Below are 24,113 nucleotides of genomic sequence, written 5' to 3'. Positions count from 1 at the left end.
TGGGAGCGGGCTTGCCCGCGAAGCGGTGCGTAGCACCGCCACTACCTCGGGATCCAAGACATGACCACGACCACCGCCCAACTGCGGGCCTCACCCCTGGACGCGCTTCAGCGCTGGCTGCCCAAGCTGGTGCTGGCACCCAGCATGTTCATCGTCCTGGTGGGCTTCTACGGCTACATCCTCTGGACCTTCGTGCTGTCCTTCACCACCTCGACCTTTCTGCCTACCTACAAGTGGGCGGGCCTTGCGCAATACGCCCGTCTGTTCGACAACGACCGCTGGTGGGTGGCGAGCAAGAACCTGCTTCTGTTCGGCGGCCTGTTCATCGCCATCAGCCTGGCCATCGGTGTGTTGCTGGCGGTGTTGCTCGACCAGCGCATCCGTCGCGAGGGCTTCATCCGCACCATCTACCTGTACCCCATGGCACTGTCGATGATCGTCACCGGCACGGCCTGGAAGTGGCTGCTCAACCCCGGCATGGGCCTGGACAAGTTGTTGCGTGACTGGGGCTGGGAGGGTTTTCGCCTGGACTGGCTGATCGACCCTGACCGGGTCGTGTACTGCCTGGTGATCGCCGCCGTGTGGCAGGCCTCGGGCTTTATCATGGCGATGTTCCTCGCCGGCCTGCGCGGCGTTGACCAGTCGATCATCCGCGCCGCACAGATCGACGGTGCCAGCTTGCCGCGCATCTACTGGACTGTAGTGCTGCCCAGCCTGCGCCCAGTGTTCTTCAGCGCGCTGATGATCCTCTCGCACATTGCCATCAAGAGCTTCGACCTGGTCGCGGCGATGACCGCTGGCGGCCCGGGTTACTCCTCCGACCTGCCGGCAATGTTCATGTACTCGTTCACCTTCAGCCGCGGCCAGATGGGCATGGGCTCGGCCAGCGCCATCCTGATGCTCGGGGCAATCCTGGCGATCCTCGTCCCTTACCTGTACTCGGAGCTGCGGAGCAAACGCCATGCATAGTCCTGTCGACAAGCCGGTGCTCAGCCTCAGCCGTATGGCCATCCATGCCGTGTTGCTGATCGCCGTGCTGCTGTATCTGGTGCCGCTGGTGGTGATGCTGCTGACCAGCTTCAAGACCCCCGAAGACATCAGCACCGGCAACCTGCTGAGCTGGCCTGCAGTGATTACCTGCATAGGCTGGGTCAAGGCCTGGGGAGCGGTCAGCGGTTACTTCTGGAACTCGATCATGATCACCGTGCCCGCGGTGCTGATCTCCACCGCGATTGGTGCACTGAACGGCTATGTGCTGTCGATGTGGCGCTTCCGAGGTTCGCAACTGTTCTTCGGCCTGCTGCTGTTCGGCTGTTTCCTGCCGTTCCAGACTGTGCTGCTGCCGGCCTCGTTCACCCTCGGCAAGCTTGGCCTGGCCAGCACCACCGGTGGCCTGGTGCTGGTGCATGTGGTCTACGGCCTGGCCTTCACCACGCTGTTCTTCCGCAACTTCTACGTGAGCATCCCCGACGCATTGGTCAAGGCCGCACGGTTGGACGGCGCCGGGTTCTTCACCATCTTCCGCCGCATCATCCTGCCGATGTCCACGCCGATCATCATGGTCTGCCTGATCTGGCAGTTCACCCAGATCTGGAACGACTTCCTGTTCGGCGTGGTGTTCTCCAGCGGCGACTCGCAACCGATTACCGTAGCCCTGAACAATCTGGTCAATACCAGTACCGGGGCCAAGGAATACAACGTCGACATGGCGGCAGCAATGATCGCTGGCCTGCCAACCCTGCTGGTCTACGTGGTGGCAGGCAAATATTTCGTGCGCGGGCTGACGGCCGGCGCGGTCAAGGGGTAAGCCATGGCAACGCTCGAACTTCGCAATGTGAACAAGACCTACGGCAGCGGCCTGCCGGATACCCTCAAGGACATCCAGCTGTCGATCAAGGACGGCGAGTTCCTGATCCTGGTGGGCCCGTCGGGCTGCGGCAAGTCGACCCTGATGAACTGTATCGCCGGCCTGGAGCAGATCACCGGCGGCGCCATCCTCATTGACGAGCAGGACGTCAGTGGCATGAGCCCCAAGGACCGCGATATCGCCATGGTGTTCCAGTCCTATGCGCTGTACCCCACCATGAGCGTGCGCGAGAACATCGAATTCGGCCTGAAAATCCGCAAGCTGCCCCAGGCCGCCATCGATGAGGAAGTGGCGCGGGTTGCCAAGTTGCTGCAGATCGAACACTTGCTGGCGCGCAAGCCGGCGCAGCTGTCCGGCGGCCAGCAGCAGCGCGTGGCCATGGGCCGGGCACTGGCGCGGCGACCCAAGATCTACCTGTTCGATGAACCCCTGTCCAACCTCGATGCCAAGCTGCGGGTCGAAATGCGCACCGAAATGAAGTTGATGCACCAGCGCCTGAAGACCACCACGGTGTACGTCACCCATGACCAGATCGAGGCCATGACCCTGGGCGACAAGGTGGCGGTGATGAAGGACGGCATCATCCAGCAGTTCGGCACCCCGCAGCAGATCTACAACGACCCGGCCAACCAGTTCGTGGCCAGCTTCATCGGTTCGCCACCAATGAACTTCATTCCGGTGCGTCTGACCAGGCAGGACGGCCGCTTGCTGGCGTTGCTCGACAGCGGCCAGGCGCGCTGCGAGCTGCCCTTGGGGGGGGCTGCTGACGCGCTTGAGGGGCGCGAGATGATCCTCGGCATCCGCCCTGAGCAGATTGCCCTGGGCGCTGCTGACGGCAATGGTTTGCCGGCTATCCGCGCCGAGGTGCAGGTCACAGAGCCCACCGGGCCGGACCTGCTGGTGTTCGTCACGCTCAACCAGACCAAGGTGTGCTGCCGCCTGGCGCCAGATGTGGCGTGCCGGGTGGGTGACACCCTCAACCTGCAATTCGACCCGGCCCGGGTGCTGCTGTTCGACGCTGCCAATGGCGAGCGCCTGCACCTGGCCAGCACTGGCGCAACCGCAAAGGACAACGTGGCTCACTTCAAAGGCCGTTGAATCGTCTACACCATCAATAAGAAAAAGAGGACGCAAAGGGATGGAACAGCGCAAACGCATCAAGACACTGGGATCGCTGGCTCTGCTTGCACTTGTAGGCAGCAGCGGTACACAGGCTGCCGAGGCTTTTTCCAGCGAATCCAAATGGATGACCGGCGACTGGGGCGGCACCCGGACCGAGCTCCTGGACAAAGGCTATGACTTCAGCCTCGATTATGTGGGTGAGGTGGCTGGCAACCTGCATGGCGGCTACAACGACGACAAGACAGCACGCTACAGCGACCAGTTCGCCCTCGGCGCGCATCTGGACTTGCAGAAGATACTGGGCTGGCATGATGCCGAGTTCAAGCTGGCAATCACCGAGCGAAGCGGTCGCAACCTGTCCAACGACCGCATCAGCGACCCGCGCGCCGGGCAGTTCAGCTCGGTGCAGGAGGTGTGGGGCCGTGGCCAGACCTGGCGCCTGACCCAGATGTGGATCAAGCAGAAGTACTTCGACGGCGCGCTTGACGTGAAATTTGGCCGTTTTGGCGAGGGGGAGGACTTCAACAGCTTCCCTTGCGACTTCCAGAACCTGGCCTTCTGCGGCTCGCAGGTGGGCAACTGGGTGGGCGGTATCTGGTACAACTGGCCGGTCAGCCAGTGGGCGCTGCGGGTGAAGTACAACATCACCCCGGCGTTCTTCGTGCAGGTCGGGGCCTTCGAGCAGAACCCCTCCAACCTGGAAACCGGCAACGGCTTCAAGCTGAGCGGTAGCGGTACCAAGGGAGCGATCTTGCCGGTGGAAGCGGTGTGGTCGCCCAAGGTCAATGGCCTGCCAGGCGAGTACCGCCTGGGCTACTACTACAGCACGGCCAAGGCTGACGATGTGTACGACGATGTCAACGGCAACCCGCAGGCGCTGACCGGTGAGGCCTTCAAGTCCCATTCCAGCAAGCACGGATGGTGGGTGGTGGCGCAGCAGCAGGTCACTGCCCATGGCGGCGACGTCAACCGGGGCCTCAGCCTGTTCGCCAACTTCACCGTGCACGACAAGGCCACCAACGTGGTCGACAACTACCAACAGGTGGGGCTGGTCTACAAAGGCGCTTTCGACGCTCGGCCCAAGGATGACATCGGCTTCGGCGTGGCGCGAATTCATGTGAATGACGACGTGAAGAAGCGCGCCGAACTGCTCAACGCACAGAGCGGCATCAACGATTACGACAACCCTGGTTTCGTACCGCTGCAGCGTACCGAATACAACGCAGAGCTCTACTACGGCTTCCACGTCACCAACTGGCTGACCGTGAGACCCAACCTGCAGTACATCAAGAGCCCTGGTGGGGTGGACGAGGTGGATAACGCGCTGGTCGCTGGCTTGAAGATTCAGTCGTCATTCTGAGGCAACTTGTTGTAAATTTACGCCAATCCATTTTCGGTTCCCGGCATCCACTGGCCTGCAGTGGGTGTTGGGGATAGGCCGAGACAGCGCTATCTCAAACAACAAGAGCTCTGAACCATGCCCGAACATCCGCTCCATCGCTTCTTTTCCTCGCAGCGGCCCCGGCCGACATTCGAGTGGGAGCGTTATCAGCAGCGCGATGTCCTGATCATCGATCACCCCCGTTGCCAGGCGGTGTTCAGCCGCCAGGGCGCGCAGTTGTTGCACTTTCAACCAGCGGGTGAACGGCCGTGGCTGTGGTGCGCCGAACAGTGGCCGCAGGTTGGGGCGATCCGGGGTGGTGTGCCGGTGTGCTGGCCCTGGTATGGACGTCATCCCAGCGAAGACCTGTGGCCGGCCCACGGTTGGGCGCGGCTGCTGGACTGGAAGCTGGTGGACAGCCGTGAGGACGAGGAGGGCGTGACCCTGAAATGGCGGCTCGACCTGTGCGACTGGCAGGTCGACCTGCACGCCCGGCTGGGTAGCCGCATGGAACTGAGCCTGAGCACCGAGCATCAGGACAGCGAACCCTGCCAGTTGAGCCATGCACTGCTGGCGTACTGGCGCATCAGTGACGTGTCCGAGATAGCGCTGTCTGGGTTGGAAGATATTGAGGGCTACGACCGCCTCAACCGCCAGGCTTGCCGTGAAGATGGCGCGCTGAAGCTCAAGGGCGGCTGCCAGAAGGTCTACCCCGGCACGCCACGGGTGCAATTGCAGGACCCGGCCTGGCAGCGCGAGCTGTGCATCGATACCGGTGACAGCGACGACACCGTGGTCTGGCACCCTGGCAATCGCCCGCTGATGGGGGTGACTGGCCGCGAGTCGCAGCGTTTTGTCTGCGTCGAGGCGACCAGCGGCAGTGGCGAAGGCCTGAGCCTGGCGCCTGGACAGCGTGCGCATCTGCGTTTGCAGGCGCACCGGCTCAGTTGAGTTCGTCGTCCTCGATCGGGTAGCGGCTGGCGTTGAGGCTTTCCTTGATCTTGCGCAGGTGGGGCTGGAAGTCCACGCCGCGGCGCAGGGTCATGCCGGTGGCCAGTACATCGAGCACGGTCAGCTGGATGATCCGCGAGGTCATAGGCATGTAGATGTCGGTATCTTCCGGCAGCGGAATGTGCAGGCTCAGGCTGCAGGCATTGGCCAGTGGCGAGCCCGCGGCGGTCAGGCCAAGCACCGAAGCGCCGTTTTCACGTGCCAGGCGCGCCACTTCGACCAGTTCGCGGGTGCGCCCGGTGTAGGAAATGATCACGAACAGATCGCCGGTGTGGGCGACCGAGGCCAGCATGCGTTGCATCAGCACATCGGCGTGGGCCGACACGGCCAGGTTGAAGCGGAAGAACTTGTGCTGCGCATCCAGGGCCACCGGGGCCGAGGCACCGAGGCCGAAGAAGTGGATCTGCCGGGCCTGGATCATCATGTCCACGGCGCGGCTGACCTGTTGCGGGTCCAGTTGCTGGCAGGCGCTGTCAAGCGAGGCGATGGCGCTGGCGAAGATCTTCTCGGTATAGGCGGCCGGGTCATCGTCGGCCTCCACTGCGCGGCTGACATACGCAGCCCCACTGGCCAGGCTCTGCGCCAGTTGCAGCTTCAGCTCGGGGTAGCCGCTGACGCCGAACGAGCGGCAGAAGCGGTTGACGGTCGGTTCGCTGACCTTGGCCGCCTGGGCCAGCGCAGCGATGCTGAAACGGGTGGCTTGTTGCGGGTTGAGCAGGATGACTTCGGCGACTTTGCGTTCGGCCTTGTTCAGCTCGTCGAGGCGGCCCTGGATCTGTTCCAGGAGGTTTCGCACGCGGTCCATGGGTGTGTCCTTGGGTCGGGAAGACAGCCGGCTGTGGGAGCAGCAGGCTTTTTGCACGGTCGTCTATCGTACTGTCGGTGCGGTTGGCGTACCACTTGTCTGTAACACTTGTGTGTAATGTTGTGGTTTTTACTACATTATCCCTTGAAAACCGTGTGTGAAAGCGGTATTCCTAGACCAACTTTAGGAAAGAACCAACATCATGGCTGCAATCAGTGTCGAACCTTGCACCTTTGCCCTGTTTGGCGCCCTCGGCGACCTGGCATTGCGCAAGCTGTTTCCTGCGCTCTACCAGCTCGACCGGGCCAACCTGTTGCACCCGGACACTCGCCTGCTGGCTCTCGCCCGTGAGGTCGGCAGTGCGCAGGAGCACCTGGACAGCATCGAAGCCCACCTGCGTCGGCACGTGCCCGAGGCAGATATCGAGCCTGCCGCGCTGGGGCGCTTCCTCGCCCGCCTGAATTACCAGCATCTGGACTTCCTTCAGCCCGAGGGCTATCAGGTCCTGGCCGAGCAACTACCCGGTGAGCTGCCGCTGATCGCCTACTTCGCCACGGCGGCGGCGGTGTATGGGGCCATCTGCGAAAACCTCGACAAGGTCGGGCTGGCTGCGCGCACCCGGGTAGTGCTCGAGAAACCGATTGGCCACGACCTGGAGTCGTCGCGCCGGGTCAACGATGCCGTGGCGCGGTTCTTCCCTGAAAGTCGGGTTTACCGCATTGACCACTACTTGGGCAAAGAGACGGTGCAGAACCTGATTGCCCTGCGCTTCGCCAATAGCCTGTTCGAAACCCAGTGGAACCAGAACTCCATCTCCCATGTGGAGATTACCGTCGCGGAAAAGGTCGGTATCGAGGGCCGTTGGGGTTATTTCGACAAGGCCGGCCAACTGCGCGACATGATTCAGAATCACCTGCTGCAGTTGCTGTGCCTGATCGCCATGGACCCGCCCAGCGAACTGTCCGCCGATGCCATCCGCGACGAGAAGGTGAAAGTGCTCAAGGCCCTGGCACCGATCACTGGTGACGGTTTGAGCACCAGTGTGGTGCGCGGCCAGTACATTGCCGGCTACAGCGAAGGCAAACCGGTGCCGGGTTACCTGGAAGAAGACAACGCCAACGCCCAGAGCGACACCGAAACCTTCGTCGCCCTGCGCGCCGACATCCGCAACTGGCGCTGGTCGGGCGTGCCGTTCTACCTGCGAACCGGCAAGCGCATGCCGCAAAAGCTGTCGCAGATCGTCATTCACTTCAAGGAAACGCCGCACTACATCTTCGCCCCGGAACAGCGTTTGCAGATCGGTAACAAGCTGATCATCCGCCTGCAACCGGACGAAGGCATTTCTTTACGGGTGATGACCAAGGAGCAGGGCCTGGACAAGGGCATGCAACTGCGCAGTGGCCCATTGCAGCTGAATTTTTCCGATGCCTGGCGCAGTGCACGAATTCCGGATGCCTACGAGCGGCTGTTGCTCGAAGTGATGCGCGGCAACCAGAACCTGTTCGTGCGCAAGGACGAAATCGAGTACGCCTGGAAGTGGTGCGACCAGTTGATCGCCGGCTGGCGTAATGCGGGCGATGCGCCCAAGCCATACGCGGCGGGCTCCTGGGGGCCGATGAGCTCGATTGCACTGATCACACGCGATGGGAGGGCGTGGTATGGGGATATCTGAATTGAAACTGCCAGCGGCCGTGAAGGCTCATGAACTGGCGGATGCCAAGGCACTGTCCGTGTCCTTGGCTCATGATGTGGCTGAGCGCCTGCGCGCCGCGATTGCCGCCAAGGGGCAGGCCTGTGTGGTGTTGTCTGGCGGCCGCAGCCCGGTGCCGTTCCTGGAGAAGCTGGCCAGCGAGCAGCTGGACTGGGCCAAGGTCATCGTCAGCCTGGCTGATGAGCGCTGGGTGCCAGTGGAGCACGCTGACAGCAATGCCGGCCTGCTGGCCCGCCACCTGTTGAAGGGCGCAGCGGCCAAGGCCCGCTTCGTTGGCCTGTACCAGCAGGCGGAGAACCTTGATGCAGCTGCGCTCAAAGCTGACCAGGCCTTGGCCGAGCTACCGCCGATCGACGTGCTGGTGCTGGGCATGGGCGATGATGGCCATACCGCCTCGCTGTTCCCCGCCAGTCCCAACCTGGAAGCAGGCCTGGACCCGGCCGGCCCGCGCCGCTGCCTGCCATTGCTGGCGCCGAGCGTGCCGCACCAGCGCCTGTCGATGACCCGTTCGCTGCTGGCTAGCGCGGCCTTCATCGCGCTGTCTGTGCAAGGCCAGGGCAAACTCGCTACCCTGCGCGCCGCGCTGGCGGGCAACGACCTTACTGAAATGCCGATTCGCGCTTTTCTTCACGACCCCCTGGACATCTACTGGTGCCCATGAGCCAAGGATCCACAGTCATGACCACCCTTGAACGCCCACAGCCCAAGCTCTCGATGGCTGATAAAGCCGCGCGGATCGACGCCATTTGCAAAAAGGCACGCATCCTGCCGGTAATCACCATTGCTCGTGAGGAAGACATCCTGCCGCTGGCTGACGCCCTGGCCGCTGGCGGTATCCGTACCCTGGAAGTGACGCTGCGCTCACAGCATGGCCTCAAGGCCATTCAGGTGCTGCGTGAGCAGCGCCCGGAGCTGTGTGTCGGTGCCGGTACCGTGCTCGACCGCAGCATGTTCGCGGCGGTTGAAGCTGCGGGCGCGCAGTTCGTCGTTACCCCTGGCATTACCCAGGATATTCTCGAGGCTGGCGTGGACAGCGAAATCCCGCTGTTGCCGGGCATCAGCACACCGTCCGAAATCATGATGGGCTATGCCCTGGGCTACCGCCGGTTCAAATTGTTCCCGGCGGAAATCAGCGGCGGCGTAGCGGCGATCAAGGCCTTTGGTGGCCCGTTCGGCGACATTCGTTTTTGTCCTACCGGTGGTGTAAACCCGGCCAACGTGCGCAACTACATGGCACTGCCAAACGTGATGTGCGTGGGGGGAACCTGGATGCTCGACAGCAGCTGGATCAAGAACGGTGACTGGGCGCGGATCGAAGCGTGCAGTGCCGAGGCAATGGCACTGCTGGACGCCAACTGAATCAGTTGTGTGCTTTACGGCTTATGGGGCGCTTGGTCGGCGCCCCTTTTTTTTATCCGTTGATTTCGTTGTCTGCTTTACCTGACGGCTGACGTGCCGGCCCTCAATACGTGATCACGCCCCCATAAACACTTCCTGGTGAGGAAACATGAGCGCCTAGGCGCAGAACTCAACCGTTAATAGTCTCACGCCTTCAACTATTGTTCAGAGGTGTGCGATGACAGGCTTCGAGCGTTTGTCACCCGATGCGTTCCCCGTTTTAAACGGTTCATACCTGATTGAAAGGTACCTGCTCAGCACGGACGAGTTTCATCCTGGATGTTGGATAGAAGGTGAAACCGTCTACGGTGGGTTTGGGTTTCCTTCAGGGAAAAAGAAGGTATTGACCCGCCCGGTTTTCGCCTACTTCGACTACGTGGGCACCTATAAAACATTAAGTGCTGGAGACTGTGAAATTGATCTGTCCCGTGCCAGTGGGCATGAGGTCTGGTTTGCACATGATGCCGAAGGCTTTTCTGCGCCGAGTGGAATTGGGCTGGTAAGCGTAAAGTCAGATCTGCTCTCAGGCTGCTCTGCCGAAGAGTGGCGGCCGTTATCATCGGTGGGGCATACCGTGCGCGTAGCGGGAGCTGAATGCTATGTGGCCTACCAGTTGAAACTGGTCTATGCGCATTGGGTAAAACAGGGCGATGCCCAGTGCTCTGAGCTGTTCAAGGTACAGCCCGTGCGTGTGCAAGGCGGCAACAAAGGCGTTTTCTTCCTTTCTTCCGTGGCCACAGACCTGATGTGGGTAGGACATGGTTCGGATAACACCAAAGCGCCAATATCACGACAGGCGTTATATCACCTGATATTCAATCTTGCTTATGGCGCAGCGGGTGACGCCGGCTGGAGTTTTAATGATCAGGCGGCCAGCAACCGCTTCCTGCAATATTGAGTGGATGAGGTCATATTCAATGAGCGATTTGATGAATGAAATCAGCCGGTATCCCCTGAAAAGAGGGTCTTTCGAAATCGAGCAGTACCTGATAGGTGATCAGTTGCATGCCGGTTGCTGGGTGGATGCCGATACCACCTACGGTGATGTCAGGTGTGGTAACTATGACTGGGCCACTTACACGCGGCCAGTCTTTGCTTATCTGCAACATGTGGCCACGATACGATCCAATGTGCAAACGGAACACGAGCGCGAAGTGGTAGTTTGCGAGGGCTTCAGCAAGAGTTTCTCCCAAGGCGTCGAGTTCAAGGTAGGCTTCTCTGCTGACTTCGGCCCGGCGAATGCGAACGCTGAACTCACTGCCATGTTTTCGGTTTCTGAAACGGTGAGCGGTTCGGAGTCAACCAAGCGCTCATTGAGAGTGAAGGGCGATGGGACCATCATGGTGTATCAAGTGCACATGGTCTACGCGCACCACATGACATCCGCTGGCGTGCTTGCTGGATACGTACCCTATACCAAAAGCTCAGATATATTCAATGACGACGGGCGGCTGGTGCGGCAGGACATCACGATGCTTTCATCGGTGGTTTGCGATCAGCTTGTTCCGGTCAGGAATGAAAAATCAATAAAGCCTCTGACCTGGAGTCAGGTTAACCAAGCGGTCTTGTTCAATCAATTTGAGAAAGCGCCAGGCGCCAGACGCTGGACTTTTGATTTCTCGGTATTTTGATTAACGTCGCAATGAAAAAAGCCCGCTTTAAACCAGCGGGCTTTCTGCCTGTAGTGGTTTGATCAAGCCGCTTTTGCTTCCTGCTGGCTCAGCGAGCGGTTCAGCGCGCTGAACAGGGCCTTGAAGCTGGCCGTGGTGATGTTCTCATCGATACCCACGCCATGTACCGGGCGGCCACCGGCCACGCGCAGTTCGATGTAGGCCGCGGCCTTGGCGTTGGTGCCAGCGCCAATGGCGTGCTCGTTGTAGTCCATGATCTCCACGGCAATCGGCAGGCCGGCCACCAGTGCTTCCAGGGCGCCGTTGCCCTTGCCGCGCCAGTGCAGGGTGGTTTCGCCTTCACCGGCAACTTCCACTTCCACAGCGCTGTGGCCGTTTTCTTCCTGCAGGCGATGGCTGACCAGTGCGTATGGCGCGTTGGCCTGGAGGTATTCCTTGTGCAGCAGGCTGTAGATCTGCTGGGCGGTCATTTCCAGGCCCAGGCGGTCAGTCTCACCCTGCACCACCTGGCTGAATTCGATCTGCATGCGACGCGGCAGGCTGATGCCATATTCCTGCTCGAGCAGGTAGGTGATACCGCCTTTGCCCGACTGGCTGTTGACGCGGATTACCGCTTCGTAGCTGCGGCCGATGTCGGCCGGGTCGATCGGCAGGTAAGGCACCTCCCACAGTTCCCCGTCCTGCTGCTTGGCAAAGCCCTTGCGGATGGCGTCCTGGTGCGAGCCGGAGAACGCGGTATGGACCAGGTCGCCCACATACGGGTGACGTGGGTGTACCGGCAACTGGTTGCACTCTTCGACCACCTTGCGCACACCGTCGATGTCGGAGAAGTCCAGCAACGGGTCGATGCCCTGGGTGTAGAGGTTCAGTGCCAAGGTCACCAGGTCGACGTTACCGGTACGCTCGCCGTTGCCGAACAGGCAGCCTTCGGCACGGTCGGCGCCGGCCATGAGGCCCAGTTCGGTGGCAGCGATGCCGGTGCCGCGGTCGTTGTGGCAGTGCAGGCTGATGATCACGCTGTCGCGGCGGCTGACGTTGCGGCAGAACCACTCGATCTGGTCGGCGTAGATATTTGGCGTGGACACTTCCACGGTGGCCGGCAGGTTGAGGATGATCTTGTGTTCAGGTGTAGGGTTCCACACCTCGATGACCGCGTCGCAGACTTCCTTGGCGAACTCCATTTCAGTGGCGCTGAAGGTTTCTGGCGAGTACTGGAAGGTCCACTGGGTTTCCGGCTGCTGGGCGGCGTACTTGACGAACAGCTTGGCCGCGTTCACCGCGATGTCCTTCACGCCTTGCTTGTCCTGATTGAAGACGATGCGGCGGAACGACGGGCTGGTGGCGTTGTACAGGTGGACGATGGCCTTTTTTGCGCCGCGCAGCGATTCGAAGGTGCGGGCAATCAGGTCTTCACGTGCCTGGGTGAGCACCTGGATGGTGGTGTCATCCGGAATGTGGCCGTCCTCGATCAGGGTGCGCACGAAGTCGAAATCGGTTTGCGAGGCCGACGGGAACGAGGCTTCGATCTCCTTCACGCCAACCTGCACCAGGGTCTTCCAGAAGCGCAGTTTCTTCTCCGAGTCCATCGGCTCTATCAGCGACTGGTTGCCGTCACGCAGGTCGGAACTGCACCAGATAGGTGCCTGGGTGATGGTCTTCGACGGCCAGGTACGGTCAGGCAGGTCGATGGTCGGGAAAGCGCGGTATTTCTTCGAAGGGTCTTTGAGCATGGTCATGGAAGCAATCCTTTTGTGTGCGGCCGAGATCGGGCCTGCCGAGCGATAACGATATGAAGAGGCGAGGCGACGCGATTCAGCCTGGTAGTCGGGCGCTGACCAGGCAGAGGCTGCGATGTTGTCGGAGCAGGATGAGGGTGCTGAAGGTTTTCATGCCTTCAAACTTAACCAGTGGGGTGGGGGATGGCAAGCGTTCGGGGAAAATTGAGAGGAATGCTTAAAAAAAGTAATTAGGCGAGATTTTATGGCTTGGATCTGCTGGGTGCTTATTGATTTTTGCGCAGTATTTTTCGATGGCGCAACACAGTTGAACTGCTGTCGACTTCGCTGGCCTCTTCGCGGGCATGCCCGCTCCCACAAGTATTGAGCTGTGTCTGAAGGCTTCGCTCCCACAAGTATTGAGCTGTGTCTGAAGGCTTCGCTGTACCTGTGGGAGCGGGCGTGCCCGCGAAGCAGGCGCCGCAGTTTCAGGGCTGGAACGCGCCAATGAAAATCGCCGGGTCCACCCGCGCATCGTTCAGGCTGACGTTCCAGTGCATGTGCGGCCCGGTAGCCCGCCCGGTCGAGCCCACGCGCCCGACCACCTCGCCACGACGCAGTTGCTGGCCCACTTGCACATCGATTTTCGACATGTGGCAGAACATGCTGATAAAGCCCTGCCCATGGTCGACGAACACCGTGCGGCCGTTGAAGAAATAATCCCCCACCAGAATCACTTTGCCATTGGCGGGTGTCTTGATCGGCGTGCCTGCCGGCACCGCAAAATCCAGCCCCGCATGCGGGTTGCGTTCTTCGCCGTTGAAGAAGCGGCGCACGCCGAACTTGCTCGACAGCGGGCCGTTGACCGGCTTGTCGAGAACCAGGTTGCTCGGCAGGTTAGGGCTGAAGCTGCGGTAGGCCTTGATCTGCTCGGCCAGTTCGCGGTCGATGCGCTTGAGGTCGGCCGGGTTCGGGTTGACCTGGCGCGTGTTCTTCAGGGTGATGCGCTGCTCAGGGTACTTCTTGCTGCCTACGCTGAAAGGCAGGGTGCGCCCGCCCTGGTTCAGCACTGCGGTGCCGGGCTTCTGGGTCAGCGGGATGCCGACGATGGCCAGCCAGTTGTCCTGCTCCTTCACCACCAGCACCGGCTTGCCGTCGAAACGGGCGCTGGGGGCGTTGGCGGCGGGGCCCAGGTCGACGACTGCCACACCGCCGGGTACCGGTTTGTTCAGTGTGCGGGTGATGTAGCTGGCCTGGGCGCCGCCGGCCAGCAGCAGCAGGGAAAGGGCAAGCAGATGCGCGAGCACGCGGGGCATGTGTCAGTCCAGTAGTGAGAGGGTGACCGGGGTCAGGTGGTTGTCTTCGACCCGCACCAGCAGCTCGCCTTCGTTCAGGCGGGCGGTCAGGCGTTGGCCGTTGCGGGTCTGTTGGGCGCTGCGAATGGCCTGGCCTTGCTCATCCAGCAAAATGCTGTATCCGCGGGCCAGGGTGGCCAGCGGACTGACCACCTGCAGTGTCTGCAATTGGGCCTGGAACCGCTGGCGACGGTCCTTGAGCACCTCACGCATGGCCCGTGGCAGGCGCTCGGCCAGGCTGTCCAGGCGCTGGTTCAGCAGTTTCAGGTTACGCCCCGGATGCTGCGCGGCCAGGCGGGCGTCCAGGCGTGCCAGGCGTTCGCGGCGCTGGTTGAGGTTGAGCATGAACGCGCGACGCAGGCGCATGTCCAGGTCGTCCAGGCGTTGAGCCTGCTGGCGCAAACGCTCGCCTGGGTGACGCAGGCGGCGGGTGAGTGACTCCAGGCGCAGGCGGTCGTGGGTCAGGCGGTTCTGCATGCGCAGCAGCAGGCGCCGTTGCAGGCCATCCAGGCGTTGCCGAAGGCCGCTGTTGTCAGGGGCCAGCAGCTCGGCGGCAGCCGACGGAGTGGGCGCGCGCACGTCAGCCACGAAGTCGCTGATCGACACGTCGGTTTCATGGCCCACGGCGCTGACAATTGGCGTGACGCAGGCGGCCACGGCACGCGCCACGGCTTCCTCGTTGAAACACCACAGGTCTTCCAGCGAACCACCACCACGCGCCAGAATCAGCGCATCGAAGCCGAGGCTGTCGGCCAGGCGGATGGCGCGTACGATCTGCGCGATGGCTTCGCGGCCTTGTACCGCCGTAGGGATCAGGTTCAGCTCCACCTGCGGGGCACGGCGGCCGAACACACTGATGATGTCGCGGATCACCGCGCCAGTGGGCGAGGTGATGATGCCGATGCGCTGCGGGTGAGCCGGCAGTGGCTTCTTTCGTTCGGTGCTGAACAGTCCCTCGGCACCGAGCTTTTCCTTCAGGGCCTCGAAAGCCAGGCGCAGCGCGCCATCACCGGCAGGCTCGACGGTGTCGAGAATCAGCTGGTAGTCGCCACGTCCCTCGAACAGCGAAACCTTGCCGCGCACCCGCACCGCCAAGCCGTCTCGCAGCGCCTGGCGTACCCGCGTGGCGTTCTGCCGGAACAACGCGCAACGCACCTGGGCGCCGCTGTCCTTGAGGGTGAAGTACATGTGGCCGGACGCCGGGCGGGCGAGGTTGGAGATTTCGCCTTCCACCCACACGCTGCGGAAAACGTCTTCCAGCAGCACGCGGGCGCGGCCGTTGAGTTGGCTGACGGTAAGGACCTCGCGGTCCAGCCCGAGTCGTTCGAAAGGGTCTTTGATCATGGCAGGCATCATAAATGACATCGGCCCCGGTTGTCTGTCTTGCCCCTACTGTCAGCCTTGACCCAATCCTTGTGGGAGCGGCCTTGCGTCGCGAAAGGGCCGCAACGCGGCCCCGGCACTTCATGCGGCGAAGCTGAAAACCTGGGGCTGCATCGCAGCCCTTTCGCGACGCAAGGCCGCTCCCACAAGACCGCAACCGGTGCCTTCAGCCCTGCATCGTCGCCACGAACTGCCGCACCAGTTGCCCCGCATCACGGCGACAGGCCAGTGCCACTGTGCTCTGGCAATCACCCTCCAGCGCTACGAAGCTGACTGAAGCCGGGGCAATCTCGCACATGCACCGCGGCAACAACGCCACACCAAACCCCGCCTGTATCAGCTGCAACTGCGTAGTCTTGCGCGACAGTACCTGCGCCGCCTGCGGGAAGAACCCTGCCCCCATGCACAACGAGGCCGACAGGTAGCTCAAGCCACCGCGATCCCGGTGCGGGATGGAAATGAAGCGTTCTTCCTTTAATTGCTCCAGTTGCACGTGCCGAGTACCCGCCAAGGGGTGCCCAGCGGCGACCGCCAGCAACAAGGGTTCGTCGAACAGTTCATGCAGCACCACGCCTTCATGCTGGCGCAGCACCGGCAAGCGCAACAGGCCGATATCCAGCCGTCCGGCAGCAATGTCTTCCAGTTGTGCCTCCGACGACTGCTGCGCAATCTCCAGCGAAACCCCTGGGTTGTGCTTCAGGTAGTTCCCCAGGCGAGCCAGAAGCCCGCCGGTCAGCGGCACGGTGCTGGAATGGTTCAGGCGCAAGCTGCCTTGCAACCCTTGGCCAATGTCACGGGTAACCCGCTCCGCCTGTGCCAGGTCAGCCAGCAAGCGTCGTGCCCGTTCAAGAAAGGCCTGACCGGCCAGCGTCAGGCGAGGCAGGCGCGCCGTGCGTTCGAACAGCGGCGTGCCCAGTTGCTGCTCCAGCTCCTTGATCTGCCGGCTAAGGGCGGACTGGGCGACGTACAGTCGCTCGGCTGCACTGCTGAAACTGCCACACTCGGCGATTTCCACGAAGTAACGCAACTGTCGGATCGACGTCATGTCATGCCTTTTCGAGATGGCTTTCTGGATAAAGGCATATTAGTCGGCATGGCTCATGGCTGACTAACCTTTGCCTGTCTTCCCAGGAACTGTTGCCATGCTTGCCCAACTGTCGTTTTCCGGCCTTGACTGGCTGCCGATCCTGTTCGCCATCGCTGCGGCCTACATCGTCTTCGGCATCGCCGGCTTCGGTACTGCACTCGTGGCGGGGCCGGTGCTGATTCACTTCATGCCGTTGTCACGCATCATCCCGTTGCTGGTGCTGCTGGATTTCGTGGCCGCGTTCGGCAATCTGCTGCCGTCGCGCCGGGATGTGGTACGCAGTGAATTGCTGCGGCTGCTGCCCTTCATGGCCTTGGGGTGTACGTTGGGCGTGGTGTTCCTGCTGCAACTGAAGTCCGACCTGTTGCTGCTGTTGATGGGGGTATTCGTGACTGCCTATGCACTTTACGGGCTGGCAGTGAAAGTGAGGCCAGCCAGCCTGTCCGGCTTCTGGGCGGTGCCGATGGGCACGGCAGGCGGGTTGTTCGGGGCTCTGTTCGGCAGCGGCGGGTTTCTTTATGCCCTTTACCTGAGCGCACGGCTGGAGGTGAAGGAACAGGTACGCGCCACCCAGAGCGCGCTGATCAGTTGCAGTACGATAGTGCGTCTGTCGCTGTTCCTGATCGCCGGTGTCTATGCCGACCAACGCCTGCTGCTGCTCGCCGCCTGCCTGCTGCCTGTCATGTTCATTGGCCTGTGGGTAGGGCGTCGGTTGACCCACCGGTTGTCCCGCGAAGCGTTCGTACGCCTGGTCACCTGGCTGGTGCTGGCCAGTGGGCTGGCGTTGATTGGTCGCTACCTGAGCGCCTGAGCGGTAGAATTGCGTCATTACCGGCGTTTCTCAGGCTTGTCCCGTTCATGAACACCCAGAGCATCATCGTTCCAAAGCTGTCTACCGTCCCGGTGCATGAAGCCCGTGCCCGCGCCATCCTGCGCTGGCTGGTGCGCGAAAAGGTCGTCGAGGAGCAGCTGACCACCTGTGGCCGCACCGGTAACCGCATGGGCCATGCCCTGGCGGCAGGGGCGCGCAAAGTGGCCCTGCACCCGGAAAAACTGCCCTTCGGCGAACCGGTCAACGGCCTGGAAGTGATGCTCAAACGCTGCATCTATACCCCCACCGAAGGCTTCCTCGAAGAAGCCGGTTGCCCGGAGTGCCGGCGCGAGGTAGGCGAGCCGTTGTTCGAAAGCCTGGAAGAGTGGATGCCGGCAGTGAGCGACAACTTTACCTGCCCACTGTGCGGCTTCGAAGATGACATCAATGGCTTCATTTACCTGCAGCCATGTGCCTTTTCCAACCTGGGGTTCATCTTCAACAACTGGGGCGAGGCCGGGTTCACCCAGGCCTTTCTCGACAGCTTCGCCGACTGGCTCGACCAGCCGGTGGCCGTGGTGCAGGTAAAACTGCCACAAGCCTGACCGAAGGCCCTTATTTTGCATTGAGCGGCGCGCCATGCATGAGTATAATGGCGCGCTTCCATTTTTCCCGCCCGGGAGCCCCCGCGATGCTGCGTATCAGCCAAGAAGCCCTGACCTTCGACGATATCCTCCTTGTACCTGGCTATTCCGAGGTACTGCCCAATGAAGTCAGTCTCAAGACCCGTTTGACCCGTGGCATCGAGCTGAACATTCCGCTGGTTTCCGCTGCCATGGATACCGTGACCGAAGCGCGTCTGGCCATTGCCATGGCTCAGGAAGGCGGTATCGGCATCATCCACAAGAACATGACCATCGAACAACAGGCCGGCGAAGTGCGCAAGGTCAAGAAGTTCGAGGCTGGCGTGGTCAAGGACCCGATCACCATCGACGCCGATGCCACTGTGCGCGACCTGTTCGAGCTGACCCGCCTGAACAACATCTCCGGCGTGCCGGTACTGGCGAACGGCGACCTGGTCGGCATCGTCACCTCCCGTGACGTGCGCTTCGAAAATCGCCTGGACGCCAAGGTTCGCGACGTGATGACGCCGAAAGAGCGCCTGGTCACCGTCCGCGAAGGCGCCGATAAAAACGAAGTTCGCGAGCTGCTGCACAAGCATCGCCTGGAAAAAGTCCTGATCGTTGACGACAAGTTCAACCTCAAGGGCATGATGACCGTCAAGGACATCGAAAAAGCCAAGGCTTACCCGCTGGCCAGCAAGGACGACCAAGGTCGCCTGCGCGTCGGCGCCGCCGTCGGCACCGGCAAGGACACCGGCGAGCGCGTTGCTGCGCTGGTGGCAGCTGGCGTTGATGTCGTCGTCGTCGACACTGCCCACGGCCACTCCAAAGGTGTGATCGACCGCGTACGCTGGGTGAAAGAAACCTACCCGCAAGTGCAGGTGATCGGCGGCAACATCGCCACCGGCGCTGCCGCCAAGGCCCTGGCCGAAGCGGGTGCCGATGCGGTCAAGGTCGGTATCGGCCCTGGCTCTATCTGCACCACCCGTATCGTTGCCGGTGTCGGCGTGCCGCAAATCAGCGCCATCGCCAACGTTGCCGCAGCACTGGAAGGCACTGGCGTGCCACTGATCGCTGACGGCGGTATCCGCTTCTCCGGTGACCTGTCCAAGGCCATCGTTGCCGGTGCGTCCTGCGTGATGATGGGTTCGATGTTCGCCGGTACCGAAGAGGCCCCGGGTGAAGTCGAGCTGTTCCAGGGCCGTTCCTACAAGGCCTACCGCGGCATGGGCTCGCTGGGTGCCATGGCACAGGCGCAAGGCTCGTCCGACCGTTACTTCCAGGACTCCTCGGCCGGCGCCGAGAAGCTGGTACCGGAAGGCATCGAAGGCCGCGTTCCTTACAAAGGCGCCCTGGCCGCGATCATCCACCAGCTGATGGGCGGCCTGCGTTCGTCCATGGGCTATACCGGCAGCGCAACCATCGAAGAAATGCGCACCAAGCCGGAGTTCGTGCGTATCACCGGTGCCGGCATGGCCGAGTCCCACGTGCACGACGTGCAAATCACCAAAGAAGCCCCTAACTACCGCGTAGGCTGAGGCTTCCAGCTACAACATAAAGCGGGGCTGTCATGACAGCCCCGCGTCGTTTCCGATTTCCACTGACGAGATTGAGTCATGGCCCTCGACATTCACGCTCACCGCATCCTGATCCTCGATTTCGGTTCCCAGTACACCCAGCTGATCGCCCGCCGCGTGCGCGAAATCGGCGTGTACTGCGAACTGCACCCGTTCGACATGGACGATGAAGCGATCCGCGAATTCAACCCGCGCGGCATCATCCTTGCCGGCGGCCCCGAGTCGGTCCACGAAGCCAACAGCCCGCGCGCTCCGCAAGCCGTGTTTGACCTGAATGTGCCTGTGCTGGGTATTTGCTACGGCATGCAGACCATGGCCGAGCAGATGGGCGGCAAGGTAGAAGGTTCCGACCTGCGTGAGTTCGGTTATGCCCGCGTGGACGTTGTCGGCAAGAGCCGCCTGCTCGACGGCATCGAAGACCACGTTGACGACGACGGCGTGCTGGGCCTGGACGTGTGGATGAGCCACGGTGACAAGGTCACCCAGATGCCTGGCAACTTCAACATTCTGGCCAGCACCCCAAGCTGCCCGATCGCTGGCATGTACGACGACGTCCGCGGCTACTACGGCGTGCAGTTCCACCCTGAAGTAACCCACACCAAGCAAGGGGGTCGCATCCTGTCCCGCTTCGTGCAGGACATCTGCGGCTGTGAAGCCCTGTGGACGGCGTCCAACATCGTCGAAGACGCCATCGCCCAGGTGCGTGCGCAAGTCGGTTCGGCCAACGTCCTGCTGGGCCTGTCCGGCGGCGTTGACAGCTCGGTGGTTGCCGCGCTGCTGCACCGCGCCATCGGCGACCAGCTGACCTGCGTATTCGTCGACAACGGCCTGCTGCGCCTGCACGAAGGCGACCAGGTGATGGCCATGTTCAAAGAGAACATGGGCGTCAAGGTGATCCGCGCCGACGCTGAAAAGCAGTTCCTCGACAACCTGGCCGGCGAAGCCGACCCTGAGAAGAAGCGCAAGATCATCGGCCGCACCTTCATCGACGTATTCGATGCCGAAGCCAGCAAGCTGGAGAACATCCAGTTCCTCGCCCAGGGCACCATCTACCCGGACGTGATCGAGTCGGCTGGCGCCAAGAGCGGCAAGGCCCACGTGATCAAGTCGCACCACAACGTTGGTGGCCTGCCGGAGGAGATGAACCTCAAGCTGGTCGAGCCGCTGCGTGAACTGTTCAAGGACGAAGTGCGCAAGATCGGCCTGGAACTGGGCCTGCCGTACGACATGGTCTACCGCCACCCGTTCCCGGGCCCGGGCCTGGGCGTGCGTATCCTCGGTGAAGTGAAGAAGGAATACGCCGACATCCTGCGTCGCGCCGACCACATCTTCATCGAAGAGCTGCGCAAGGCCGACTGGTACCACAAGACCAGCCAGGCATTCGTGGTGTTCCAGCCGGTCAAGTCGGTCGGCGTCGTCGGCGACGGCCGTCGCTACGCCTGGGTTGTCGCCCTGCGTGCCGTCGAGACCGTGGACTTCATGACCGCGCGTTGGGCACACCTGCCGTACGAGCTGCTGGAAACTGTCAGCGGTCGTATCATCAACGAAATCGACGGTATCTCGCGCGTTACCTACGACGTGTCGAGCAAGCCGCCTGCCACTATCGAGTGGGAATAAGCTGAACCCCAAGGGCGCCGCAAGGCGCCCTTGTCGTATCTGCGCCTTGCCTGGCTCAAGGGGCGATGTGATGCATGCCGCGTAATCTCAATTGGGCATGAAGCTCGCCCAGGTTTTGAAAGCGACGTTCATGGATGGTTGGCCAATCGGGGCGCTCCAGGTAGTAAAAGCGCCCATCGCGCTGGATCAGCGTGCGTCGCAAGGTCGAGTCCCGGCTGCGGTTGATCAGGTATTCCTCGCCCTGGGTGCGTTCGATCGCGTAATCGCCAGGCCTCACCAGCAGGCTGTCAAAGTCTGGTGATGGCGGGCGGGTGGTCAATACGGCGGCGCGTAGCCGCAGGTCGCTTTGCACATGCCTTACGGTGCCACCTTCGTCCAAGGCATCCACACCAGGGTCTGCGCTGTAAGCGTCAGGTTCGCCGATCGGGCGGTCTTCGACACGCAGTCCAATCGCGCCTTCGGTTTCGGCCAGCCCGGTTACGCCATGGAAGGTGTTGGCGTGGGTACTGCCGACCAGCGCAATCCATTTTCCCGAGCCGCGCGCGGCCTGGTCTGCCTCGATGATCAAGTGTGCATGGAAGTTCATCATGCGCTGGCGTGCCACATCGGAAACGGGATTTGCCCACGCCTGGCGGTAACTGGCCATGCAGTCGATGGACTGTATGCGTACGCCGTTTTTCTGTGCGCTGACCAGTACCTGCCGAAAGGTGTAGCGGCCCTCGGGGTCGGTGCGGTGGCCGACATCCTGGCTTTCCACGTAGCGATCCAGCTCCTGCGGCATCACGCCGGTGCGGTTGAAGGTATCCAGGTCTGCTTGCTGGAAGTCGGTGGTGAAGTGCTCCATGTACAGCGTCTTTACCTTCAGTTTGCGTAGCTGGCACATGTTGTCGATCAGCAATCGCTTGCTGCCAAGGCCACTGTGCGCTTCGCCAATGACCAAGCCGTTACTGTTGTTGTAGAGACTTTTCAAAATGTATTTGGAAGAAGCGTTGGCGGGTAATTCTGGTATATGCGGCCGTGCCGGTGTTTGCACTGTGGTCATGAACGTTTGGGCATCGGCGGCCAGTTGATCACGTAGTTGGCGAAATCGGGCGATGGCGGCCTGTCGATCAGGGGCATCGAGGAACGCTCGCGCACCGGTAATCTCATCGTCAGAAACATTCTTCAGTGAGGCGCGCAAATCGGCTGGCACTGCGTAAGGTGTTTCAGCCAAGGGGGGCACGCTTGCTCTTGCTGACGGCCGGCCCCAGATTTTCAGGCTCGACAGCATGCCTCCGTTGAGGCCAAGGCGTTCCACTGGGTGCCACTGGCCTGCGCCATCCAGGCGGATGGGCAAGCTTTTGTAAAATGAGAAAGGGTTTTCAGGATCGACGATGGTCCAGGATTTCAGTTCGGGTACAAAGCGCACTTGGTAAGGCATCTCATCGATCAGTGCGTAAAACTGCCCATCTTGCAGATGGATACCTTCAAGAAACCCTGTACCAGGTTTGCCGCCAAGCACTACATTCGTTTCGAAAGGGCGCAGTGCAGCCCACCTTTCGCTTGGCTGGAAGGGCTGAGGTACCCAGGTTTCAATCGCCTCTGCCACCTCTGAAGCACTTTCATCAGTGGGTTCCCCGCTGTGTTCATGCGCTGATTCTTCCGCCGGTATCGGGGCTTCCCCTTCCTCAGTCGCAGCGCCTGCTTCAGCCACCTCTGCGAACTGGTCAAGGGGTTTGCCTGGTGCGCTGAGCAGAAAGGTCGCGTTGAACAGTGTCTCAATGGCGGCGAAAATGGCGCCGGTTGTACCTGCCTTGCGTTCACGCGTTGTGTGCCCGTGTACCGCCTGGTAGATGTTCAAACCCATTTCAGCAATGCCTGCCCCCACCAGCGCCAACGCTACCGGCCAACTCACTGCCGCCATGGGGCCGAACACCTGCAGGCCCGCCTTCAGATAACCGATCCACAATTGTCTGCGCAGGTCGGCGTTGGAGCGCAAAGAGAAATGCGCATCATCGATCATCCGCTTGCGAGCCTTGTTGCGCAGCCAGTCGAAGGCATCCTCTTCAATGGTCAGGTCGAGGGTATTGAGGCCGCTGTAATCATGGTTGCCCCAGCCGTGAAAGAGCAGATCGATCAGATGATTCAACCCGACTTTGCCGTCAGCCTCTTCACGATCGTCGAGGGAAAAATGTGCCAGAAAGCGGGTTCGGTTTTCGACATAGGTGCAGTTTGTGAGCACCCACCAGAACAGTGCCTGGTCGTTCTGGAAGTAATGTAAGCCGTCGACATCGCCCGGCATGTAAATCAGCTGGCTGCCATTGGCCAATTGCAGGCGAAGGATGTCCGTCGCCACATACCCGCCAATGTCCAACGCGCATACGCGCGTTGCGCCACCCGGCAAGACCCTTCGTTGCAGTGCCTCAAGCGATGGCGGCCAGGTTGTCTCGCCCACCAGGGCATGAGCGATATCCTGGCCGTGACGGGCTAGCGCGGAGGAGGGCTCTTGCGCGCAGGCTTCCAGTAATTTGCTCATGAAGTTGGCTTTGGCCAGCGTGCGGAAGTGCTCTGAATGTTTTGCCCAGAACGAGGTCATCCGCGTCTTGAAACCCGAGGCAAAATCAATGCGCCAGAAATACTGCAGCACGTCCTTGGGGTCGAGTCGAACTTCATTGCGCTCGTCATACACGTCTTTGCCTGGTCCATCGCTGTAAAAGCCAGCGAGGTAACTGAGCACGTCAGCGTTGTCCCGGGCTTGGGCATCGAAGCGGTGCATCACCAGTTGTGGCAGGGTCAGGGATTCAAAGGGCTGATCCAGGTGCTGCCAGCCGTTGAAGGTTCGAGGGCTGCTGACGGCGGTGTGGAAACGGTGCAGGTAGACATTGTCGGGCTCGAGTGCTTTCAGGTCATGACGCGCAAGGAGCTGTTGTGCGACTTCGCGCGCCATCTCGCGCATGTCAGGGCAGTCTTCAGTGAGTTGTCCGGCGAGGGTCATCAGCATTTGCTGGTCGCTGGGGAGGGTGTCGGCAAGCATCACGGT

The 24,113-nt window shown here is 61.4% G+C and carries 20 protein-coding genes; 14 read left to right on the top strand and 6 right to left on the bottom strand.

Annotated features, from left to right (window positions below; genetic code table 11):
- Positions 1-60: 60 nt before the first annotated feature.
- The 5 genes from ACF8Q6_RS22915 (at position 61) to ACF8Q6_RS22895 (ending at position 5,321) form a co-directional block, all read left to right on the top strand.
- Positions 61-969, top strand: coding sequence for a carbohydrate ABC transporter permease (locus ACF8Q6_RS22915; protein WP_009683405.1), 909 nt, complete (start codon positions 61-63; stop codon positions 967-969).
- The gene (locus tag ACF8Q6_RS22910; protein WP_392491170.1) at positions 962-1,807 is read left to right on the top strand and encodes a carbohydrate ABC transporter permease; all 846 of its coding nucleotides are present in this window, start codon (positions 962-964) and stop codon (positions 1,805-1,807) included. Before ACF8Q6_RS22915 ends, ACF8Q6_RS22910 begins: the two co-directional genes overlap by 8 nt.
- Positions 1,808-1,810: 3 nt before the next feature.
- Positions 1,811-2,965, top strand: coding sequence for an ABC transporter ATP-binding protein (locus tag ACF8Q6_RS22905; protein WP_392499518.1), 1,155 nt, complete (start codon positions 1,811-1,813; stop codon positions 2,963-2,965).
- 40 nt (positions 2,966-3,005) lie between these two features.
- Positions 3,006-4,349, top strand: coding sequence for a carbohydrate porin (locus tag ACF8Q6_RS22900; protein WP_392494276.1), 1,344 nt, complete (start codon positions 3,006-3,008; stop codon positions 4,347-4,349).
- Between the two features lie 117 nt (positions 4,350-4,466).
- Positions 4,467-5,321 carry a D-hexose-6-phosphate mutarotase gene (locus tag ACF8Q6_RS22895; protein WP_003255044.1) on the top strand — a complete coding sequence of 285 codons (855 nt, stop codon included), beginning with the start codon at positions 4,467-4,469 and terminating at the stop codon, positions 5,319-5,321.
- Here the strand turns inward: ACF8Q6_RS22895 and hexR are convergent.
- Positions 5,314-6,177 (bottom strand): DNA-binding transcriptional regulator HexR, encoded by an 864-nt coding sequence (gene hexR, locus ACF8Q6_RS22890; protein WP_392494279.1) that lies wholly within the window; start codon positions 6,175-6,177, stop codon positions 5,314-5,316. The two genes, ACF8Q6_RS22895 and hexR, sit on opposite strands and share 8 nt — an antisense overlap.
- A gap of 211 nt (positions 6,178-6,388) precedes the next feature.
- Between hexR and zwf the strand changes: the two genes are divergently transcribed.
- The 5 genes from zwf (at position 6,389) to ACF8Q6_RS22865 (ending at position 10,926) form a co-directional block, all read left to right on the top strand.
- A complete protein-coding gene (gene zwf / locus ACF8Q6_RS22885) occupies positions 6,389-7,858 on the top strand; it encodes a glucose-6-phosphate dehydrogenase (protein WP_014755481.1) in 1,470 nt (489 codons plus the stop codon).
- Positions 7,845-8,558 (top strand): 6-phosphogluconolactonase, encoded by a 714-nt coding sequence (pgl, locus tag ACF8Q6_RS22880; RefSeq protein ID WP_003255038.1) that lies wholly within the window; start codon positions 7,845-7,847, stop codon positions 8,556-8,558. Before zwf ends, pgl begins: the two co-directional genes overlap by 14 nt.
- A gap of 17 nt (positions 8,559-8,575) precedes the next feature.
- Entirely contained in the window at positions 8,576-9,256 is a 681-nt protein-coding gene (locus ACF8Q6_RS22875; protein WP_003255037.1) for a bifunctional 4-hydroxy-2-oxoglutarate aldolase/2-dehydro-3-deoxy-phosphogluconate aldolase, read from the top strand.
- Positions 9,257-9,473: 217 nt separating this feature from the next.
- The gene (locus tag ACF8Q6_RS22870; protein ID WP_392494273.1) at positions 9,474-10,193 is read left to right on the top strand and encodes a monalysin family beta-barrel pore-forming toxin; all 720 of its coding nucleotides are present in this window, start codon (positions 9,474-9,476) and stop codon (positions 10,191-10,193) included.
- Positions 10,194-10,212: 19 nt separating this feature from the next.
- Complete coding sequence (locus tag ACF8Q6_RS22865; RefSeq protein WP_014755484.1) at positions 10,213-10,926, top strand: monalysin family beta-barrel pore-forming toxin; 714 nt, start codon at positions 10,213-10,215, stop codon at positions 10,924-10,926.
- Positions 10,927-10,988: 62 nt separating this feature from the next.
- On the opposite strand, the gene leuA is transcribed toward ACF8Q6_RS22865, so the two are convergent.
- The 4 genes from leuA to ACF8Q6_RS22845 form a co-directional block, all read right to left on the bottom strand.
- Positions 10,989-12,662 (bottom strand): 2-isopropylmalate synthase, encoded by a 1,674-nt coding sequence (gene leuA, locus ACF8Q6_RS22860; protein WP_010952204.1) that lies wholly within the window; start codon positions 12,660-12,662, stop codon positions 10,989-10,991.
- Between the two features lie 467 nt (positions 12,663-13,129).
- A complete protein-coding gene (locus tag ACF8Q6_RS22855) occupies positions 13,130-13,957 on the bottom strand; it encodes a M23 family metallopeptidase (protein WP_054889405.1) in 828 nt (275 codons plus the stop codon).
- 3 nt (positions 13,958-13,960) lie between these two features.
- On the bottom strand, positions 13,961-15,340 hold the full coding sequence (gene xseA, locus ACF8Q6_RS22850) for an exodeoxyribonuclease VII large subunit (RefSeq protein ID WP_121784236.1): 1,380 nt from the start codon (positions 15,338-15,340) through the stop codon (positions 13,961-13,963).
- A 205-nt stretch (positions 15,341-15,545) separates the two neighbouring features.
- Positions 15,546-16,424, bottom strand: coding sequence for a LysR family transcriptional regulator (locus tag ACF8Q6_RS22845; RefSeq protein WP_003255031.1), 879 nt, complete (start codon positions 16,422-16,424; stop codon positions 15,546-15,548).
- A gap of 97 nt (positions 16,425-16,521) precedes the next feature.
- Between ACF8Q6_RS22845 and ACF8Q6_RS22840 the strand changes: the two genes are divergently transcribed.
- The 4 genes from ACF8Q6_RS22840 (at position 16,522) to guaA (ending at position 21,094) form a co-directional block, all read left to right on the top strand.
- Entirely contained in the window at positions 16,522-17,277 is a 756-nt protein-coding gene (locus tag ACF8Q6_RS22840) for a sulfite exporter TauE/SafE family protein (RefSeq protein WP_012051361.1), read from the top strand.
- Positions 17,278-17,324: 47 nt separating this feature from the next.
- Complete coding sequence (locus ACF8Q6_RS22835; RefSeq protein WP_003255027.1) at positions 17,325-17,882, top strand: hypothetical protein; 558 nt, start codon at positions 17,325-17,327, stop codon at positions 17,880-17,882.
- Positions 17,883-17,968: 86 nt separating this feature from the next.
- The gene (guaB, locus tag ACF8Q6_RS22830) at positions 17,969-19,438 is read left to right on the top strand and encodes an IMP dehydrogenase (RefSeq protein ID WP_003255025.1); all 1,470 of its coding nucleotides are present in this window, start codon (positions 17,969-17,971) and stop codon (positions 19,436-19,438) included.
- 78 nt (positions 19,439-19,516) lie between these two features.
- Positions 19,517-21,094 (top strand): glutamine-hydrolyzing GMP synthase, encoded by a 1,578-nt coding sequence (gene guaA / locus ACF8Q6_RS22825; protein WP_003255024.1) that lies wholly within the window; start codon positions 19,517-19,519, stop codon positions 21,092-21,094.
- A gap of 55 nt (positions 21,095-21,149) precedes the next feature.
- Here the strand turns inward: guaA and ACF8Q6_RS22820 are convergent, their stop codons facing one another.
- On the bottom strand, positions 21,150-24,107 hold the full coding sequence (locus ACF8Q6_RS22820) for a dermonecrotic toxin domain-containing protein (RefSeq protein WP_392499511.1): 2,958 nt from the start codon (positions 24,105-24,107) through the stop codon (positions 21,150-21,152).
- Between the last annotated feature and the right edge of the window lie 6 nt (positions 24,108-24,113).

The sequence above is a fragment of the Pseudomonas sp. GLN_2 genome, assembly GCF_043106005.1.
Classification (GTDB): domain Bacteria; phylum Pseudomonadota; class Gammaproteobacteria; order Pseudomonadales; family Pseudomonadaceae; genus Aquipseudomonas; species Aquipseudomonas alloputida.
This window is presented reverse-complemented; position numbering and strand designations above follow the sequence as displayed.

What these genes read in the sequence shown, in the direction of transcription:
- ACF8Q6_RS22915 (WP_009683405.1), top strand. Translation starts at nt 61, where the DNA reads ATGACCACGACCACCGCCCAACTGCGGGCCTCACCCCTGGACGCGCTT.
- ACF8Q6_RS22910 (WP_392491170.1), top strand. Translation starts at nt 962, where the DNA reads ATGCATAGTCCTGTCGACAAGCCGGTGCTCAGCCTCAGCCGTATGGCC.
- ACF8Q6_RS22905 (WP_392499518.1), top strand. Translation starts at nt 1,811, where the DNA reads ATGGCAACGCTCGAACTTCGCAATGTGAACAAGACCTACGGCAGCGGC.
- ACF8Q6_RS22900 (WP_392494276.1), top strand. Translation starts at nt 3,006, where the DNA reads ATGGAACAGCGCAAACGCATCAAGACACTGGGATCGCTGGCTCTGCTT.
- ACF8Q6_RS22895 (WP_003255044.1), top strand. Translation starts at nt 4,467, where the DNA reads ATGCCCGAACATCCGCTCCATCGCTTCTTTTCCTCGCAGCGGCCCCGG.
- zwf (WP_014755481.1), top strand. Translation starts at nt 6,389, where the DNA reads ATGGCTGCAATCAGTGTCGAACCTTGCACCTTTGCCCTGTTTGGCGCC.
- pgl (WP_003255038.1), top strand. Translation starts at nt 7,845, where the DNA reads ATGGGGATATCTGAATTGAAACTGCCAGCGGCCGTGAAGGCTCATGAA.
- ACF8Q6_RS22875 (WP_003255037.1), top strand. Translation starts at nt 8,576, where the DNA reads ATGACCACCCTTGAACGCCCACAGCCCAAGCTCTCGATGGCTGATAAA.
- ACF8Q6_RS22870 (WP_392494273.1), top strand. Translation starts at nt 9,474, where the DNA reads ATGACAGGCTTCGAGCGTTTGTCACCCGATGCGTTCCCCGTTTTAAAC.
- ACF8Q6_RS22865 (WP_014755484.1), top strand. Translation starts at nt 10,213, where the DNA reads ATGAGCGATTTGATGAATGAAATCAGCCGGTATCCCCTGAAAAGAGGG.
- leuA (WP_010952204.1), bottom strand. Translation starts at nt 12,662, where the DNA reads ATGACCATGCTCAAAGACCCTTCGAAGAAATACCGCGCTTTCCCGACC.
- ACF8Q6_RS22855 (WP_054889405.1), bottom strand. Translation starts at nt 13,957, where the DNA reads ATGCCCCGCGTGCTCGCGCATCTGCTTGCCCTTTCCCTGCTGCTGCTG.
- xseA (WP_121784236.1), bottom strand. Translation starts at nt 15,340, where the DNA reads ATGATCAAAGACCCTTTCGAACGACTCGGGCTGGACCGCGAGGTCCTT.
- ACF8Q6_RS22845 (WP_003255031.1), bottom strand. Translation starts at nt 16,424, where the DNA reads ATGACGTCGATCCGACAGTTGCGTTACTTCGTGGAAATCGCCGAGTGT.
- ACF8Q6_RS22840 (WP_012051361.1), top strand. Translation starts at nt 16,522, where the DNA reads ATGCTTGCCCAACTGTCGTTTTCCGGCCTTGACTGGCTGCCGATCCTG.
- ACF8Q6_RS22835 (WP_003255027.1), top strand. Translation starts at nt 17,325, where the DNA reads ATGAACACCCAGAGCATCATCGTTCCAAAGCTGTCTACCGTCCCGGTG.
- guaB (WP_003255025.1), top strand. Translation starts at nt 17,969, where the DNA reads ATGCTGCGTATCAGCCAAGAAGCCCTGACCTTCGACGATATCCTCCTT.
- guaA (WP_003255024.1), top strand. Translation starts at nt 19,517, where the DNA reads ATGGCCCTCGACATTCACGCTCACCGCATCCTGATCCTCGATTTCGGT.
- ACF8Q6_RS22820 (WP_392499511.1), bottom strand. Translation starts at nt 24,107, where the DNA reads ATGCTTGCCGACACCCTCCCCAGCGACCAGCAAATGCTGATGACCCTC.